Here is a 16,194-nt window from a genome sequence, read left to right on the forward strand (position 1 = left end):
CGGGCTCGTCAGGCCCGAACCTTGGGGGAGACGCGCATGGGACTGCTCGAATCGGCGATCGGGGGCGTGCTGGGTCAGGTGTTCGGCGGGCAGAAGCAGGGCTCCGGGGGCATGTCGCCCCTGGTGAAGGCGCTGCTGATGCTGCTGCTCGCCAAGGGCGCCAGTGGTGGATTCGGCGACATTTTCGGGCGCGGGCGCCAGGGTGAGCCGGGCCCCGAGGCTGACCGCTCCGGCGGCGCCGGACCTTACGGGCGCGATCCCGGCCAGCATCCGGCCGATGCCGGTGGACGCCGCTCCGACGACCCAGGCGATATCGGCGGCTGGGACCAGTATGGCGGCCGCCGCGACAGCGGCCCGGACGGTCCGGTGGACCGGTCCCTGCCGCCGGGCGATTTCTCGGATCTGTCCGGCATGCTCGACGGCCCGGGCGAGGCCCCAGCCCCGAGCCGCGCCGCCCCGGACGGGCAGGGCGATCTCGGCGGCCTCGACGGGCTGGTGGAAAGGTTCCGCCAGGGCGGCCTCGGCGACGTGATCGAGTCCTGGATCGGCCACGGCGCCAACCGCCCGGTGGCCCCGGACCAGCTCGCCCGGGCGCTCGGCCCCGACACGGTGGACACCCTTCAGAGCCAGACCGGGATGGACCGCGAGACGCTGCTGGCACAGCTCGCCCAGGCGCTGCCCGAGGTGGTGCACACGCTCACCCCGCAGGGGCGGGTGCCGGGGGCGGACGAGCGGCGGGGGTGGTAGAGATCAAGCTATTACTGCTTCTCCGCAGCCAGAACGCGTGTTTGAACCTAGGATTTCTTTAGAACAACGGTTCATGTGACAGAAATCCAAGTCCCTCTCTCATCCTGATGTGCCGAAGCGCGGCGGAGGCCCCGGAGGAGGCCTCCGGGGATCACAGCGCGTTCTGGAGGGCTCCTTCGAGACTTCTGCGCACCGCCTCAGGATGAGAGCGAGATCGGGATATCGCTCACAAGCTTCGCGCAACCAGCGTCGCGGATTTCGGGAAGAGCGTCTACGCGGGCGCGATTGCCGGATCCGAGGCGGCATTCTGCACGCAGCTCAGTAACCGTCCGCAGATTGTGCCAAGCCGTCCGCGAAACGCTCGCGTTGATCGACTGAAAAGCTGCAGGCCGGAAGTATTTCTTCTTGAACGCACCCTCGGCGCGCAATGCGAGAGGCGCCAGACGAGGCTGACCCGTTCGGCCTTCCAGGCAACGGCTTCCACGGGGCTCGCTACATCGGCGCACGCCCCGCAATCTTCAGGCCCATGCCAGACCCCTACCGCACGGGCGAGCACGGCCCGTCACGTTCCACGTGGCGCCCTCTGCAAGAGCGCCGAAGTATTCGTGCGCCCGATCACGGCCAAAGTTTCTGGAAGACTTGCAGAGCGTATCGGAGTGAACCGGCGACGCTCTTATGCGACCCGCCGCATGACCAAGCTGGCATTCGTCCCGCCGAACCCGAACGAATTCGACAACACCACATCGACCTGCTTCCGCTTCGCCTCGAACGGCACCAGATCGATCTTGGTGTCGACCGAGGGATTGTCGAGGTTGAGCGTCGGCGGGATCACGCCGTCGCGCAGGACGAGGATGGAAAAGATCGCCTCGACCGAGCCGGCAGCGCCCAGCAGGTGGCCGACCGAGCTCTTGGTCGACGACATGGTGGCGTTCGCGGCGGCGTCGCCCAGGAGGCGCTCCACGGCCTTCAGCTCCAGCTCGTCGCCCATGGGCGTCGAGGTGCCGTGGGCGTTGATGTAGCCGATCTCGGCCGGCGAGATCCCGGCCCGCTTCACCGCCGCGCTCATGCAGCGGAAGGCGCCGTCGCCGTCCGGGGACGGGGAGGTGATGTGGTAGGCGTCGCCCGAGAGGCCGTAGCCCACAACCTCGGCGTAGATCTTCGCGCCGCGCGCCTTGGCGTGCTCGTATTCCTCCAGCACCACGATGCCGGCGCCCTCGCCCATGAGGAAGCCGTCGCGGTCCCGGTCGTAGGGGCGCGACGCCTTCTCCGGCGTGTCGTTGAAGCCCGTGGTCAGCGCCCGGCAGGCGGAGAAGCCCGCGATCGAGAGGCGGTTCACCGGCGACTCGGCGCCGCCCGCCACCATCACGTCGGCGTCGCCCAGCGCGATGAGGCGGCTCGCGTCGCCGATGGCGTGGGCGCCCGTGGAGCAGGCCGTGACCACGGCGTTGTTGGGGCCCTTCAGGCCGTACGCGATCGAGACCTGGCCCGAGGCGAGGTTGATGATCCGGCCCGGGATGAAGAACGGCGAGATCCGGCGCGGGCCCTTCTCGTGCAGGGTCACGGAGGCGTCGTAGATGCCGCCGATGCCGCCGATGCCGGAGCCGATCAGCACGCCGGTGGCGCATTGATCCTCATGGCTCTGAGGAAGCCATCCGGCGTCCTTCAGCGCCTCGTCGGCCGCCGCCATCGCGTAGACGATGAACGGATCGACCTTGCGCTGCTCCTTGGGCTCCATCACCGCGTCGGGGTTGAAGGTGCCGTCGGTGCCGTCGCCGAAGGGGACCTGCGCGGCGATCCGGCAGGGCAGGTCGGCGGATTCGAAGCCGCGGATCGGGCCGGCGCCGCTGTCGCCCGCGATCAGCCGGCTCCAGGTGTGCGCCACCCCGCTGCCGAGCGGCGTGACCATCCCCAGACCCGTGACCACCACCCGCCGCATGTGCCCTGTCCCGTCTTCAGGCGCCGCCCCGCCGGCACCGCCGCGGTCGCGCATCGTCCTAACGTCCTCGGAGACGGAATCGGTCCCGCCGGGACCCGTCACGACTCCGAGCCTTGAAACGCATAACGGCGCGGGGGCTGTTTCGCCTCACCCGCGCCGCGTCAAACCCGGTCCCCGGCGCCTCAGGCGGCGGAGTTCTTTTCCAGGAACTTCACGGCGTCGCCGACCGTCTGGATCGTCTCGGCAGCGTCGTCCGGGATCTCGACGTTGAACTCCTCCTCGAAGGCCATGACCAGCTCGACCGTGTCGAGGCTGTCGGCACCGAGGTCGTCGATGAAGTTGGCGCTCTCGACCACCTTCTCGGGCTCCACGCCCAGGTGCTCGACGACGATCTTCTTCACGCGCTCAGCGATATCGCTCATCGGTCTTCCGTCCTCGTCCTTTTGGTCTGTCAGTCTTCTCGGGGTGGTGCCGTGGCCGCGTCGCGCCCTTGCGGGCTTGTTGTGACGGGCCGGTGTCCGATCGCGCGTGCTTCTGAGGTGAACCGGCGCGTGAGCCGGGACGCCCCCGCCGGAAGGCCTTGGACTGAAAACCCGCTGAACCGTCAACCCCCTGTACGGCTGCGGGGCGTGGTAGCACAGGGTTCCCGCCCTGGCGAGAGCCCGTTCAGAAAGCCTTCATGGGTGTGGCACTTGCGTGTCGGCGGGGGTGATTCGCAAGCAGTCTTCGCAAGTCCAGGACCGGTATACGCGCTCTAGTACATGGCCATCCCGCCATTCACGTGCAGCGTGTGGCCGGTGACGTAGGCGGCTTCCGCGGAGGCGAGGTAGATGCAGGCCGCCGCGACCTCCGACCCCTCGCCGAGGCGCCCGGCGGGCACGCGGGCGAGGATACCTTCGCGCTGCTTCTCGTTGAGGGAGTCGGTCATGGGCGAGCTGATGAAGCCCGGCGCGATGCAGTTGACCGTGATCCCGCGGGAGGCGACCTCGGCGGCGAGCGCCTTGGTCATGCCGACGAGGCCGGCCTTGGCGGCGGCGTAGTTGCCCTGGCCGGGATTGCCGGTCGAGCCGACCACCGAGCCGATATTGACGATCCGCCCGGAGCGGCGGCGCATCATGCCCTTCACGGCGGCCCGCGACAGCCGGAAGGCGGCGGTGAGGTTGACGGCGATCACCTGCTCCCACTCCTCGTCCTTCATCCGCATGAAGAGGTTGTCGCGGGTGATGCCGGCATTGTTCACGAGGATGTCCAGCGGGCCGATCGCGGCCTCCGCGGCCGGCACGAGGCCCTCGACCGAGTCTTTGTCGGAGAGGTCGGCCGCGACGGGACTCGCGCGCTCGCCGAGTTCGACCGCCAGCGCCTCCAGGGCCTGCGGGCGCGTGCCCGACAGCGCCACGGTGGCGCCCTGGGCGTGCAGCGCCCGGGCGATCGCCTGGCCGAGACCGCCGGTCGCGCCGGTGACGAGGGCCTTGCGGCCGGTGAGATCGAACATGCGGGGCTCCTGTGGGATCAGAGCGCGAAGGCGGCGACGTCCGCGGGGGTGCCGATCGCGGTGGCCGACGCCTGGGGCGCGATGCGCTTGACGAGGCCGGTCAGGACCTTGCCGGCGCCGAGTTCGTAGAACCGGTCGACGCCCGATCCCGCCATGGTGGCGACGCTCTCGCGCCAGCGCACGGTGCCGGTGACCTGCTCGACCAGGGCCGCGCGGACCGCCTCCGGATCGGCGACCGGGGCGGCCGCGACATTGGCGTAGAGGGTGACGCGCGGGGCCTTCAGGGTGACGGCGGCCAGCGCCCGGGCCATGGCCTCGGCGGCCGGGGCCATCAGGCGGCAATGGAACGGTGCCGAGACGTTGAGCATCACGGCGCGCTTGATCCCGCGGCTGGTGGCGATGCCGATGGCGCGCTCGACGGCCGGGCGGTCGCCGGAGAGCACCACCTGCCCGCCGCCATTGTCGTTGGCGACGTCGCAGACCGCGCCGCCGCCGGCCTCGTCGGCCGCCGCCTCGGCGACGGACCGGGCGGCCTCGAGGTCGGTGCCGATCAGCGCCGCCATGGCGCCGGCGCCCGGCGCCACCGCCTCCTGCATGGCCTCGCCCCGCAGGCGCAGCAGCCTGGCGGCATCCGCCACGGTGAGGCTTCCGGCGGCCGCGAGCGCCGCGTATTCACCGAGCGAATGGCCGGCGACGCAGGCGACGTCGCGCTCAAGGTCGAGGCCGCGCTCGGCCTCCAGCACGCGCAGCACCGCGAGGCTGGCCGCCATCAGCGCCGGCTGGGCATTGGTGGTGAGGGTCAGTTCCTCGGCCGGCCCCTCGAACATCAGCCGCGACAGGTTCTGGCTCAGGGCGGCATCGACCTCGTCGAGCACGGCCCTGGCCTGCGGGAAGGCCTCCGCAAGGTCCCGCGCCATGCCGACCGCCTGGCTGCCCTGGCCGGGAAAGATGAGTGCGCGCATGTTGCGTCCTGATCGCCGCCATCGGTCGGCGCGCGAACGCCGCCCGTGTCGGCCGAAACTCTGGAATGGCGCGCGCACTCGCACCCGCGGCCGCGGGTGTCAACAATGCGCCGCACCATGGCGCCGCATCGACGTGCCGCGCGGGCGCCGGGTCGACCGGACCGGCACGCTCGCCGGACGCGCGCCCTGCGCAACCCGCTGTGCTTGTTGCACAACGGCATCCGGTGTAGAGTGACCCCATACCCGACATCATCCGTCGCTCAAGCCTAAGGAGCCGCCCCGCATGGCGCGCGTCACCGTCGAAGACTGCATCGAGAAGGTCGAGAACCGCTTCGAGCTGGTGCTGCTGGCGAGCCACCGGGCCCGCCTCCTGGCCGCCGGCGCCCCGCTGACCATCGACCGCGACCGCGACAAGAACCCGGTCGTGGCCCTGCGCGAGATCGGCGACGAGACGATCACGGCCGACGATCTCAAGGAGCAGCTGATCCACTCGATGCAGAAATACGTCGAGGTGGACGAGCCGGAGGCCGAGACCGTGCCGCTGCTGTCGAGCTCGCCGGCCGCCGCCGCGGTGGCGCCCCAATCCTCCAGCGACGATGCGGCGGTCCAGTTCGACCGCATGAGCGAGGAGGACCTCCTGCGCGGTCTCGAGAACCTCGCCCCGCCGGTCGAGACCGACGACGAGGGCGAGTGAGCCTGACGGCGTGGGCCTGGATGCGCAGGACCTGACCGAGACCGGACCCGGCGGAGACGCCGGGTTCTCTCGTTCCGCGGCCGGCCCGTCGGCAGCCGGCACCCCTCCGACGCCGGGGACTGGCGCCGGCACGGCGGTTGCGGAACAATCGCGCGTGATCCCGACCCCACGCACGACCCAGGAAGCGCCGGCCCCGTCCCGGCGGATGATGCGCCAGTACGAACTCGTGGAGCGGGTCAAGCGCTACAACCCGGCCGCCGACGAGGCGCTGCTCAACCGCGCCTACGTGTACGCCATGCAGGCGCACGGCACGCAGAAGCGCGCCTCGGGCGACCTGTTCTTCGCCCACCCGCTCGAGGTCGCGGCGATCCTCACGGACCTGCATCTCGACGACGCCACCATCGTGGCGGCGGTCCTGCACGACACCGTGGAGGACACCGAGGCGACGCTGGAAGAGATCCGCCGGCTGTTCGGATCGGAGATCGGCGCCCTGGTCGACGGCCTGACCAAGCTGAAGCGCCTCGATCTCGTCTCCAAGCAGGCGGCGCAGGGCGAGAACTTCCGCAAGCTGCTGCTCGCCGTGGCGGCCGATGTGCGGGTGCTCCTCGTCAAGCTTGCCGACCGCCTGCACAACATGCGCACCCTCCAGCACATGCGGGAGGACAAGCGCCACCGCATCGCGCAGGAGACGCTCGACATCTACGCGCCGCTCGCCGGCCGCATGGGCATGCAGGAGCTACGCGAGGAGCTGGAGGATCTGGCCTTCCGCAACCTGGAGCCCGACGTCTACGCCACCATCACCCAGCGCCTGACCCGGCTCACCGCCAAATCCGAGAGCGTGGTCGAGACCATCGCGCAGGTGCTCACCGACAAGCTCGGCGCGCAAGGGATCACCGCCGAGGTGAGCGGCCGGCAGAAGCGCCCGTTCTCGATCTGGTCGAAGATGGAGCGGAAATCCGTCGCCTTCGAGCAGCTCTCCGACATCTTCGGCTTCCGCGTGGTCGTCGACACCGTGCAGGATTGCTACGCGGCGCTCGGCATCGTCCATACCAGCTGGCCGATGGTCCCGGGCCGCTACAAGGACTACATCTCGACGCCGAAGCAGAACGATTACCGCTCGATCCACACCACGGTGATCGGGCCGAAGAGCCAGCGCGTCGAGCTGCAGATCCGCACCCGCGCCATGGACGACATCGCCGAATACGGCATCGCGGCCCACGCTCATTACAAGGAACTCGGCAAGGACCTCGCCAAGGAGGCCGGGCGGACCGAGGGCAGCGTCCATCCGCGGCTGGCGGCCGAGAGTGGCGCCTATCAGTGGCTCCGCCGGACCATCGAGCTGCTCGCCGAGGGCGACAGTCCGGAAGAATTCCTGGAGCACACCAAGCTGGAGCTGTTCCAGGACCAGGTGTTCTGCTTCACCCCGAAGGGCCGGCTGATCGCGCTGCCGCGGGGCGCGACGCCGATCGACTTCGCGTACGCGGTTCACACCGATGTCGGCAACACCGCGGTCGGCGCCAAGATCAACGGCCGGATGGCGCCGCTGCTGCACGAACTCGCCAACGGCGACGAGGTCGAGATCAGCCGCTCGGACGGGGCCTCGCCCCCGGCGGCCTGGGAATCCCTGGTGGTGACCGGCAAGGCCCGCGCGGCGATCCGGCGGGCGACCCGGGCGGCCGTGCGACGGCAATATGCCGGGCTCGGACGCCAGATCCTGGACCGGGCCTTCGAGCGCGCGGCCAAGACCTTCTCGGAGGACAAGCTCCGGGGCGCCCTGCCGCGGCTCGCCCGCGCCACCACCGAGGACGTGTTCGCCGCCGTGGGGCGCGGCGAGATGTTCTCGGGCGACGTCGTCCGCGCCGTCTATCCCGACCATCGCGACGAGCGCCGGCCCTCTGCCGCCCAGGGGGCCGCCAGCGGCGCGGGCCGCCTCGTCCGCTCGGCCGACCAGACCATGCGGCTGACCTTCCCGGGCGCCGAGGGCAAGGAGGGACAGGCCGAGGACCGGAGCGACGCGATCCCGATCCGGGGTCTTGCGGGCGACCTCCCGGTGACCTTCGCGCCGAACGGCGGCGCGGTCCCGGGCGACCGGATAGTCGGCATCCTGACGCCCGGGGTCGGCGTCACCGTCTACCCGATCCAGTCGGCGGCGCTCGCCGCCTTCGACAACGAGCCGGAGCGCTGGCTCGATGTCCGCTGGGACACGGAGGCGCTCGGCGGCGAGCGCTTCCCCGCGCGCCTCGCGCTCAAGTCGATCAACGAGCCGGGCGTGTTCGCCCAGATCGCTCAGGTGATCGCCGACCACGACGGCAACATCGACAACATCTCGATGAAGCGGCGCACGCAGGACTTCACCGACATCACCATCGACCTGTCGGTCTGGGACCTCCAGCATCTCAACGCCATCATCGCCGAGTTGCGCGGCAAGCGCCCGGTCAACAGCGTCGAGCGCGTGAACGGCTGAGGCCGGGCGCCCCGGCGCCATGCATCTGAGGTTTACGGGATCAACTTCCCTAACTCTCGTTGTTCGTCGCAAAAGCCTGTGTCGATCAATCTTTCCGACCCCTTGCTCCAGGTCTTCGAGGCTGCACGCGTCCGTGCTCTGCTTGACACGGGCGCGTTTGAAACGAATGGTCCGGCAGCCAGGGCGGCGGGCGCGGATCGAGGGCCGCGCTGTGCCACCCCGGATTGCAGAGCGTGACAACCGCGACCGCGGCGCACGCCTGGCCCTCCGCCCCCGGGCGGACCTGGCCGTTTGTTCAGACGATTTCTGTCACCCACGATTTTTCGGGATTTGACCTGTTCATGCCAGCCACCCAACGCAGCGCTGTCTTCATCGACGGCGCCAACCTCTACGCCACCACCAAGGCCCTCGGTTTCGATATCGATTACAAGAAGCTGCTCAAGGAATTTCAGTCGCGCGAGAACCTCCTGCGCGCGTTCTACTACACAGCCATGATCGAGGATCAGGAATATTCCTCGATCCGGCCGCTGATCGACTGGCTCGACTACAACGGCTACCGCGTCGTGACCAAGCCCGTGAAGGAATTCACGGACTCGACGGGGCGGCGGAAGTACAAGGGCAACATGGATATCGAGCTGGCGATCGACGCCCTCGAGCTCAGCCCGCATATCGGCCACATGATCCTGTTCTCGGGCGACGGCGATTTCCGCTCGCTGGTCGAGGCGATGCAGCGGCGCGGGGTCAAGGTGACGGTGATCTCCACCATCCAGACCCAGCCGGCGATGATCTCCGACGAGTTGCGGCGGCAGGCCGACGAGTTCGTGGACCTCGCGAGCCTCGCGGGGCGGATCGGCCGGGAGCCCAGCGAGCGTCCGGCCCGCACCTCCGGCGAGGCACCGAGCCGTTACCGTGGAGAGGGCCGCGGGAATCCCGGCCTGGAGAACCGCTACGGCATCCGCCAGCCGGAGGCCGAGGAGGAGTAGCGCCTCAGGCGCCGGTCCCGTCGAGCCAGTCGAGGACCTGCCGGGCGCTCCGGTCCGGCGGGAAGACCGGGTAGAACAGCTGGCTGACCACGCCGTCGTCGATCACCAGTGTGAGCCGACGCAGCAGAACCTGCCCGCCGGCCTCGAAGACCGGCAGGCGCGCCGCCATCGCGAAGGCCCGGTGCGGATCGGCCAGCAGCGGGAAGGGCAGGCGCAGGCGCTCGGCCGCCTCCCGCTGGTAGGCGCTCGTCTGGGTCGAGAGGCCGTAGACCTGCGCGACCCCGCGCGCCTTGAGCTCGGCGTGATGGTCGCGGAAATCGCAGGCCTGGGGCGTGCAGCCTCGGGCGCCGGGGATCGCGTCCCAGTCGGGCGTGAGGCCGGGCTGCCCCGGCTCGCCGGTGCGCGGGTAGGCGTAGGCCACGGTGCGGCCGGGCAGCCGCGCCAGCGAGACCGTGCGGCCGTCCGTGGCGGTGAGCGCCACGTCGGGCAGGCGCATCCCGCGGAGATGATCGGCCGCGCCGTCGTCGACCGGGACGGGCAGGCCGTCGGGCAGGACGTCGTGGGTGGCTGGCATGGATGGCTCCTCCCGGCTTCGGCACCCGGCCTCGGTTCCGTCTTTACGCGCGGATCGAAGCCATCCGGAAGCGCTCCGCTCGCGATGACGGGCCGGCCTCAGCCCCGGTCCCGCAGCAGCCGCGCCCGGTCGCGCTGCCAGTCACGCTCCTTGACCGCCTCGCGCTTGTCGTGGGCCTGCTTGCCCTTGCCGAGTCCCAGCTCGACCTTCGCGCGCCCCTTGTCGTTGAAGTAGATCTTCAGCGGCACCACCGTGTAGCCCTGGCGCTGGGTCGCGCCGATCAGCTTGTTGATCTGGCGGCGGTGCAGCAGCAGCCGGCGCGGGCGCTTGGTGTCGTGGTTGAAGCGGTTCGCCTCCAGATATTCCGGGATATAGGCGTTGAACAGCATCAGGTCGTTGCCGGAGGGGCCCGCATAGGCCTCGCCGATCGTCGCCTTGCCGCCGCGCAACGACTTCACCTCGGTGCCGGTCAGCGCGATGCCGGCCTCGAGCGTGTCCTCGATCGTGTAGTGATAGCGCGCGGCGCGATTGTCGGCGACGATGCGCCGACTGGGCTCCGGTTTCGGGGCCATGATGCGTGACTTCCCTCAGTCCACCAGCAGGCCGGCGTGGCGCAGGGCGTCGTCCACGATCCGCTTCGTGGGCTCGGTCACCGGCACCAGCGGCAGCCGCAGCTCGTCGTTCATGTGGCCGAGCCGGGACAGCGCGTACTTCACCGGCGCCGGGTTGGCCTCGGCGAACAGCCCCGTCTGGAGCGGGAACAGCCGGTCCTGGAGGGTCAGCGCCTTGGCATAGTCGCCCGCGAGCGTCGCCTCCTGCAGGTCGGCGCAGAGGCGCGGCGCGACGTTCGCCACCACCGAGATGCAGCCGTGGCCGCCCTGGGCGTTGTAGCCGAGCGCCGTCGCATCTTCGCCCGAAAGCTGGAGGAAGTTCGGCCCCATGGCCTGACGCTGCTGGCTGACGCGGTCGATCTTGGCGGTCGCGTCCTTCACGCCGGCGATGTTCTTCAACTCGAAGAGCCGGGCCATCGTCTCGACGCTCATGTCGACGACGGAGCGCGGCGGGATGTTGTAGATGATGATCGGAATGCCGACCGCATCGTTGACGGCCTTGAAGTGGGCGTAGAGGCCCGCCTGCGTCGGCTTGTTGTAATACGGCGTCACCACCAGGACGGCGTCGGCGCCCGCGCGCTCGGCGTGCTGCGCCCGCTCGACCGCCTCGGCGGTGGAGTTGGACCCCGCGCCGGCCACGACCGGCACGCGCCCGCCCGCCTCGTCGATGCAGGCTTCGACCACCCGGTCGTGCTCGGAATGGGTCAGGGTCGGGCTCTCGCCGGTGGTGCCGGTGGGCACGAGGCCGTGGCTGCCCTGCTCGATCTGCCAGCGCACGAACTTTCGGAAGGCGGCCTCGTCGAAGGCCCCGTCGCGGAACGGCGTCACAAGCGCGGTGAGCGAGCCCCGCAGGCGGCTCCCGGTCATCTCGGTCATCTCAGGCGTCCCAAAGGGTCCCAATTGGGAAATCGGCGTTCTCGGCGCCGCGCAGGGTCCGCACCTGACGGGCGCGGACGGGCAGACATAGGCGGTCGCGCCACGGCGCGCAAACAGATCGTGGCGACGGTTAACGCGATCTTAATGGTCGCCACCGCATCCTCGATCTTTCCCGCTTCGATGATCAGCAGGGGGAAATCGTGATCCGATCCGCGGCGTCGCATCCGGCCCCGAAGCGCACGTCCCTCACCGCCGCGGCGCTCATCGCCACCGTCGGCGTCGCGCTGGCCGGCCAAGCCGGCCCCGAGGCGTCCGCGACGCCGCCGGCCTCGCAACCCACACCGCCGGCGACCGATGCCGCCCTCTCGACCGCGCAGGTCCGGGGCGCGCAGGCCGTCAAGGCCGCCGACCCGGTCGCCGCCGACGCCCTGAAGCTCGACCCGGTCCACGCCTCCGGGAGCGACGACAAGGGCGAGGAGCCGGCCCGGACGCTGCCCGCCGCGGCCTCGGCCTACGCCTCCGCGGACCCAGACGCACCCGTGGCCTTCCCGCTGCCCGACGCCGCCGTAACCCCAGCGGCCCCGGTGCCCGAGGTGCCGGATCCGGCCCGGCCCAAAATCTCCGGCGACACTGACCCGACGCTGCTGCGCGGTGCCATCGACCTCTACCGCAAGGGCCGGGTCGCCGACGGCGACCGGATGCGCGACGGCTTCACCGATCCGGCCGCGCGGGCGCTGCTCGAATGGGTGGCGATCCGCGCCGGCGCCGGCATCGGCTTCAACCGCACCGTCGCCTTCGTGCGGGCCAATCCGGACTGGCCGGCCGGCCCGCTGCTGCGCCGCCGGGCCGAGGAGGCGCTGCTCTCCGAGCGGAAATCCCCCGCGACGGTGCGGGCCTTCTTCGCCACGGCGAAGCCGTCGAGCGCGCCGGGCAAGTTCGCCCTGGCGCTCGCGCTGCGCGCCGACGGCTGCGAGGCCGACGCCGCCGACATGGTCCGCGACCTCTGGCGCACCGAGAGCTTCGGGCGCAGCCTCGAGGCCAAGGTGCTCGACGCCTTCCCGGACACGCTCACCCGGGTCGACCACCGCTACCGGATGGAGCGGGCGCTCCTGAAGGACGATTGGGAGAGCGCCGGCCGGGCGGCCGGCTACGCGGGCGGCGCCTATGCCAGCCTCGTGCGCGCCCGCCGGGCCGTGGAGGACAAGTCCTCCGGCGCCGCGGCCGCGCTCGCCGCGGTGCCGCCGTCGCTGCGCAGCGACGCGTCCTACATCTTCTCCCGGGCGCAGTATTTCCGCCGGGCCGACAAACCCGAGGCCGCCGCCGCCGTGCTCGCCACGGCGCCGAGCAACCCGGACGTGCTGGTCGACGGCGACGAGTGGTGGGTCGAGCGCCGGATCGTGGCGCGCAAGCTCCTCGACCTCGGCGACGCCAGGACCGCCTACGCGGTGGCGAGCCAGCAGGCGGCACGCACGCCCGAGAAGCGGATCGAGGCCGAGTTCCACGCCGGCTGGATCGCCCTGCGCTTCGCCGGCGATCCGGCGAGCGCCGCGCAGCATTTCGCCCGGATGGCCACCGTCGCGGAGAGCCCGATCTCGGTGGCGCGGGCCGCCTACTGGCAGGGCCGGGCGGCCGAGGCTTTGGGTCAGGCGGAGGAGGCCAAGCGCTTCTACGAGCGGGCGGCCCTCCAGCCGATCGCCTATTACGGTCAGGTCGCCCGAGCCCGGCTCGGCCAGACCAGCCTGCCCCTGCGGGCACCCGCGGACCTCGAGGGCGCGGAGCGGCAGGCCTTCGACGGGCGGCTCTCCATCCGCGCCCTGCGCCTGCTCGGCGAGGCCGGGATCAAGGAGCTGGCCCTGCCGCTCTACATCGACGCCGCCCGGGACCTCTCCGACCCCCGCGAGATCCAGGCGCTCGGCGACCTCGCCACCGACATGAAGGACGCCCGCGCCCTGGTGGCGATCGGCAAGCTCGCGGTCCAGCGCGGCCTGCCGCTCGACGCCCACGCCTACCCGACGATCGGGATCCCCAATTACGAGACTTTCACGGCGGTCCCGCAGGTAGAGCGGGCCATGGTCTACGCCATCGCCCGGCAGGAGAGCCAGTTCGACCCGCGGGCCCAGTCGGGCGTCGGCGCCCGCGGCCTGATGCAGATGATGCCGGCCACCGCCCAGCGCACCGCCCGCCGTGTCTCGGCCGCGTTCGACGTCGACCGCCTGACCAGCGATCCCGCCTACTGCGCCAAGCTCGGCCAGGCCCATCTCGGCGAGCTGATGGAGGATTGGCGCGGCTCCTACGTGCTCGCCTTCGCCTCCTACAACGCGGGCGGCGGCAACGTGAAGAAGTGGATCGACGCCTACGGCGACCCGCGCAAGGGCGACGTCGACGTGATCGACTGGGTGGAGCGCATCCCCTTCACGGAGACGCGCAACTACGTGCAGCGGGTGATGGAGAACCTGCAGGTCTACCGCTCGCGGCTCGACAGCCGCAGCGCCCTGCTGATCGACGGCGACCTCCACCGCGGCGCGCGGTAGCGGGCTCCTCACCGTCTTTGCGAGCGGAGCGAAGCAACCCAGTCGCGCCAGACCGCCGGACGTTGTGTTGCCCTAGGTTGCTTCGCTCCGCTCGCAAAGACGAAGTTCTCAACCTGCAGCCTGCCTCAGGGACGTAACCCACACCCCAGCTCCGCAGCGGCATAGCTTTTGGTTGTGCCTCCGGCGGTTGGCTCCCTAGAAGATGGGCCGGTCCGCATTGACCGGCTCCCGAGAGCCCGCGCTGCCGAGAGGTTCCCATGCTGCGTTCGAGATTGGGTTTCGCCCTCCTGCTGAGCACCGCGCTCGCGGCCGGCGCACCGGCCCTGGCCCAGGAGGCCTCCACCGCCGAGCAGACGGTCGACGTGATGAACACGCTGTTCGGCAAGCATCCGGGGGCGCGGGCCAACCACGCCAAGGGCGTGGTCGCCGAGGGCAGCTTCACCCCGTCGCCCGAGGCGGCGAAGATCAGCAAGGCGTCCCTGTTCAAGGGGCCGGCGGTGCCGGTGACGATCCGGTTCTCGGACGCCACCGGCGTCCCGACCATTCCGGACGGCGTCGCTGACGCCAACCCGCACGGCCTCGCGCTCAAGTTCAAGCTGAGCGACGGCTCCGAGATGGACGTCGTCACCAACGCGCTGAAATACTTCCCCGTCGCCACGGGCGAGGAATTCCGCGACCTCCTCAAGGCCGCCGCCGAGAGCGGCCCGAACGCGGCCCATCCGACCGCGCTGGAGCGTTTCGCCGCCGCCCACCCGGCTGCCGCCACCGCGGGCGGAACCGCCAAGACCCCGTCGAGCCTTGCCCGGCAGACCTATAACGGCGTCAACGCCTTCATCCTGGTGGACGCCGCCGGCAAGCGGCAGCCGTTCCGGTTCCGCTTCGTGCCGGCGGAGGGCGAGGAGATCCTCGCCCCCGAGGAGGCGGCCAAGCGCGACCCGAACTTCCTGATGGCCGAGATCGGCCCGCGTGTCGCCAAAACTCCGGCGAAGTTCCGGATGCTGGCCCAGCTCGCCGAGCCGGGCGACCCGACCAACAACGCCACCAAGCCCTGGCCGGACGACCGCAAGACCGTCGATCTCGGCACCGTGACGGTGAGCAAGGTCGTGCCCGACAGCGCCGAGGCCGAGAAGGCGCTGCTGTTCATGCCGAACAACCTGACCGACGGGATCGAGGTCTCGGACGACCCGCTCATCGACGCCCGCGTCCAGGCCTACGCGGTCTCGTTCAGCCGCCGCTCCCAGTAGCGCGGTCCGGCCGGACGGGATTTCCGGCTCGCGTCCTCATCCTGAGGCGCCCACCTCTGGATGGGGTCCAGGGTGGGACGTCGCCCGAGTCGGGGCGGATCAGCGGCCCGCCCCGGCCTTCGGGGCGGACGGCGGCTTCGCGCCGCCCGGCTGGCCCTTGCTCTCGACCGAGCCGGTGCGGGCGCCGTCCTGGGTGGAGCCGGTGCCGCTGAGACCGCCGGCGCCCATGCTGGTTGTGGACGCGCCGGCATCCTTGGCGCTCTCGGCCTTGCCCTGGCCCTCGGCGGCGTGAGCGGCCCCCGCCGCGCCGGCGAGGAGGGCGGCGAGCAGCGTCGTACGGGTCAGGATCCTCATGGGGCCTCCGCGGTTCCACCTGCGCCCGGGCGGGCTTGCCGGTCCAACCGGGCGCGCCCGGGAGCGTTCCCGTGAGGACGGGGCGTCACCCGTCGGCGCGGAGGCTCGCGGCGGCGCGGCGGCCCCGCCGCTCCGCGGGATCCTGGAACACCCCCGACCACAGGCCGAGGCGCCGTCCCCAGGCGCGGTCCGCCGCGGGCGCGTAGTCCGGCGCGACGTCGCGATCGGGCAGGGCGAGGCCCTGCGCCACCATCCAGGCTCCGAGATCCGCCTCGCCGACCCGGCAGAGCGCCGTGTTCGCGTCACCGCGCGGCTCGCAGGCGACGGAGGCCCCGCCGATCCGCCCGGCCAGGGCCCGGGCGGCGTCCCGGCCGCACGGGTAGGGCCGGTCCTGGGCATCCGCGCAGGTCGCGTCGGCTTCCGGCGCGGCGATCCCGAACAGGCTGACCTGGCGCGCGCCGAGGCGCAGCGTCCCGCCGTCGATCACCTGGGCGGGGCCGCGCAGGATCTCGCCGGCCCGGGCGGGAGCCTGCCAGGACAGGCCGCCCGCCAGGAGCGCGGCGAGGAGCGGCAGGCGCGAGCGGCCGGCCTTGTCGTCTGGGCAGAGGAGGGTGCCGGCGAGGCCGGCCGCGCAGGCGAGGAGGATACCGACGAAGAGCGACATGGTCTCAGGTCTCCGGAAACGCTATGGCCGCCCTTGTGCCGAAGCGCCGCCCCGCGACCCTG

Annotated in this window: 15 protein-coding genes; 6 read left to right on the top strand and 9 right to left on the bottom strand. The window is 71.1% G+C overall.

Translation table 11 applies throughout. The features are described from left to right. Positions 1–36: 36 nt before the first annotated feature. The gene (locus BLT59_RS01990; protein WP_091775857.1) at positions 37–747 is read left to right on the top strand and encodes a YidB family protein; all 711 of its coding nucleotides are present in this window, start codon (positions 37–39) and stop codon (positions 745–747) included. A 673-nt stretch (positions 748–1,420) separates the two neighbouring features. Here the strand turns inward: BLT59_RS01990 and fabF are convergent. The 4 genes from fabF to fabD all read right to left on the bottom strand — a co-directional run bounded on the left by fabF (position 1,421) and on the right by fabD (position 5,137). After that, entirely contained in the window at positions 1,421–2,683 is a 1,263-nt protein-coding gene (gene fabF / locus BLT59_RS01995) for a beta-ketoacyl-ACP synthase II (RefSeq protein WP_091775860.1), read from the bottom strand. Between the two features lie 182 nt (positions 2,684–2,865). Further along, the gene (locus BLT59_RS02000; protein ID WP_007559070.1) at positions 2,866–3,105 is read right to left on the bottom strand and encodes an acyl carrier protein; all 240 of its coding nucleotides are present in this window, start codon (positions 3,103–3,105) and stop codon (positions 2,866–2,868) included. Positions 3,106–3,437: 332 nt separating this feature from the next. Further along, positions 3,438–4,175 (bottom strand): 3-oxoacyl-[acyl-carrier-protein] reductase, encoded by a 738-nt coding sequence (gene fabG / locus BLT59_RS02005; RefSeq protein ID WP_091775863.1) that lies wholly within the window; start codon positions 4,173–4,175, stop codon positions 3,438–3,440. A 17-nt stretch (positions 4,176–4,192) separates the two neighbouring features. After that, positions 4,193–5,137, bottom strand: coding sequence for an ACP S-malonyltransferase (fabD, locus tag BLT59_RS02010; RefSeq protein ID WP_091775866.1), 945 nt, complete (start codon positions 5,135–5,137; stop codon positions 4,193–4,195). Between the two features lie 283 nt (positions 5,138–5,420). Here fabD and rpoZ point away from each other — a divergent pair, with 283 nt between their 5' ends. The 3 genes from rpoZ to BLT59_RS02025 all read left to right on the top strand — a co-directional run bounded on the left by rpoZ (position 5,421) and on the right by BLT59_RS02025 (position 9,278). Beyond that, on the top strand, positions 5,421–5,831 hold the full coding sequence (rpoZ, locus tag BLT59_RS02015) for a DNA-directed RNA polymerase subunit omega (RefSeq protein ID WP_010685409.1): 411 nt from the start codon (positions 5,421–5,423) through the stop codon (positions 5,829–5,831). A gap of 205 nt (positions 5,832–6,036) precedes the next feature. Further along, entirely contained in the window at positions 6,037–8,295 is a 2,259-nt protein-coding gene (locus BLT59_RS02020; RefSeq protein WP_091775869.1) for a RelA/SpoT family protein, read from the top strand. Between the two features lie 341 nt (positions 8,296–8,636). After that, the gene (locus tag BLT59_RS02025; RefSeq protein ID WP_091775872.1) at positions 8,637–9,278 is read left to right on the top strand and encodes a LabA-like NYN domain-containing protein; all 642 of its coding nucleotides are present in this window, start codon (positions 8,637–8,639) and stop codon (positions 9,276–9,278) included. A gap of 4 nt (positions 9,279–9,282) precedes the next feature. Here the strand turns inward: BLT59_RS02025 and BLT59_RS02030 are convergent, their stop codons facing one another. The 3 genes from BLT59_RS02030 to dapA all read right to left on the bottom strand — a co-directional run bounded on the left by BLT59_RS02030 (position 9,283) and on the right by dapA (position 11,339). Beyond that, on the bottom strand, positions 9,283–9,852 hold the full coding sequence (locus BLT59_RS02030; RefSeq protein ID WP_091775875.1) for a peroxiredoxin: 570 nt from the start codon (positions 9,850–9,852) through the stop codon (positions 9,283–9,285). A 98-nt stretch (positions 9,853–9,950) separates the two neighbouring features. Then, positions 9,951–10,424, bottom strand: coding sequence for an SsrA-binding protein SmpB (smpB, locus tag BLT59_RS02035; protein ID WP_020095208.1), 474 nt, complete (start codon positions 10,422–10,424; stop codon positions 9,951–9,953). A gap of 15 nt (positions 10,425–10,439) precedes the next feature. After that, the gene (dapA, locus tag BLT59_RS02040) at positions 10,440–11,339 is read right to left on the bottom strand and encodes a 4-hydroxy-tetrahydrodipicolinate synthase (protein ID WP_091775878.1); all 900 of its coding nucleotides are present in this window, start codon (positions 11,337–11,339) and stop codon (positions 10,440–10,442) included. Positions 11,340–11,539: 200 nt separating this feature from the next. On the opposite strand from dapA, the gene BLT59_RS02045 reads away from it, so the two are divergent. Both BLT59_RS02045 and BLT59_RS02050 read left to right on the top strand, forming a co-directional pair. Then, positions 11,540–13,870: a transglycosylase SLT domain-containing protein gene (locus tag BLT59_RS02045; RefSeq protein WP_091775882.1), complete on the top strand. Its 2,331-nt coding sequence runs from the start codon at positions 11,540–11,542 to the stop codon at positions 13,868–13,870. A gap of 257 nt (positions 13,871–14,127) precedes the next feature. Next, on the top strand, positions 14,128–15,114 hold the full coding sequence (locus tag BLT59_RS02050) for a catalase family peroxidase (protein ID WP_091775885.1): 987 nt from the start codon (positions 14,128–14,130) through the stop codon (positions 15,112–15,114). 99 nt (positions 15,115–15,213) lie between these two features. On the opposite strand, the gene BLT59_RS02055 is transcribed toward BLT59_RS02050, so the two are convergent. Next, a complete protein-coding gene (locus BLT59_RS02055; protein WP_091775888.1) occupies positions 15,214–15,468 on the bottom strand; it encodes a hypothetical protein in 255 nt (84 codons plus the stop codon). 85 nt (positions 15,469–15,553) lie between these two features. Beyond that, on the bottom strand, positions 15,554–16,132 hold the full coding sequence (locus BLT59_RS02060; RefSeq protein ID WP_091775891.1) for a thermonuclease family protein: 579 nt from the start codon (positions 16,130–16,132) through the stop codon (positions 15,554–15,556). Positions 16,133–16,194 lie beyond the last annotated feature (62 nt).

Source organism: Methylobacterium sp. UNC378MF (assembly GCF_900103195.1).
Classification (GTDB): domain Bacteria; phylum Pseudomonadota; class Alphaproteobacteria; order Rhizobiales; family Beijerinckiaceae; genus Methylobacterium.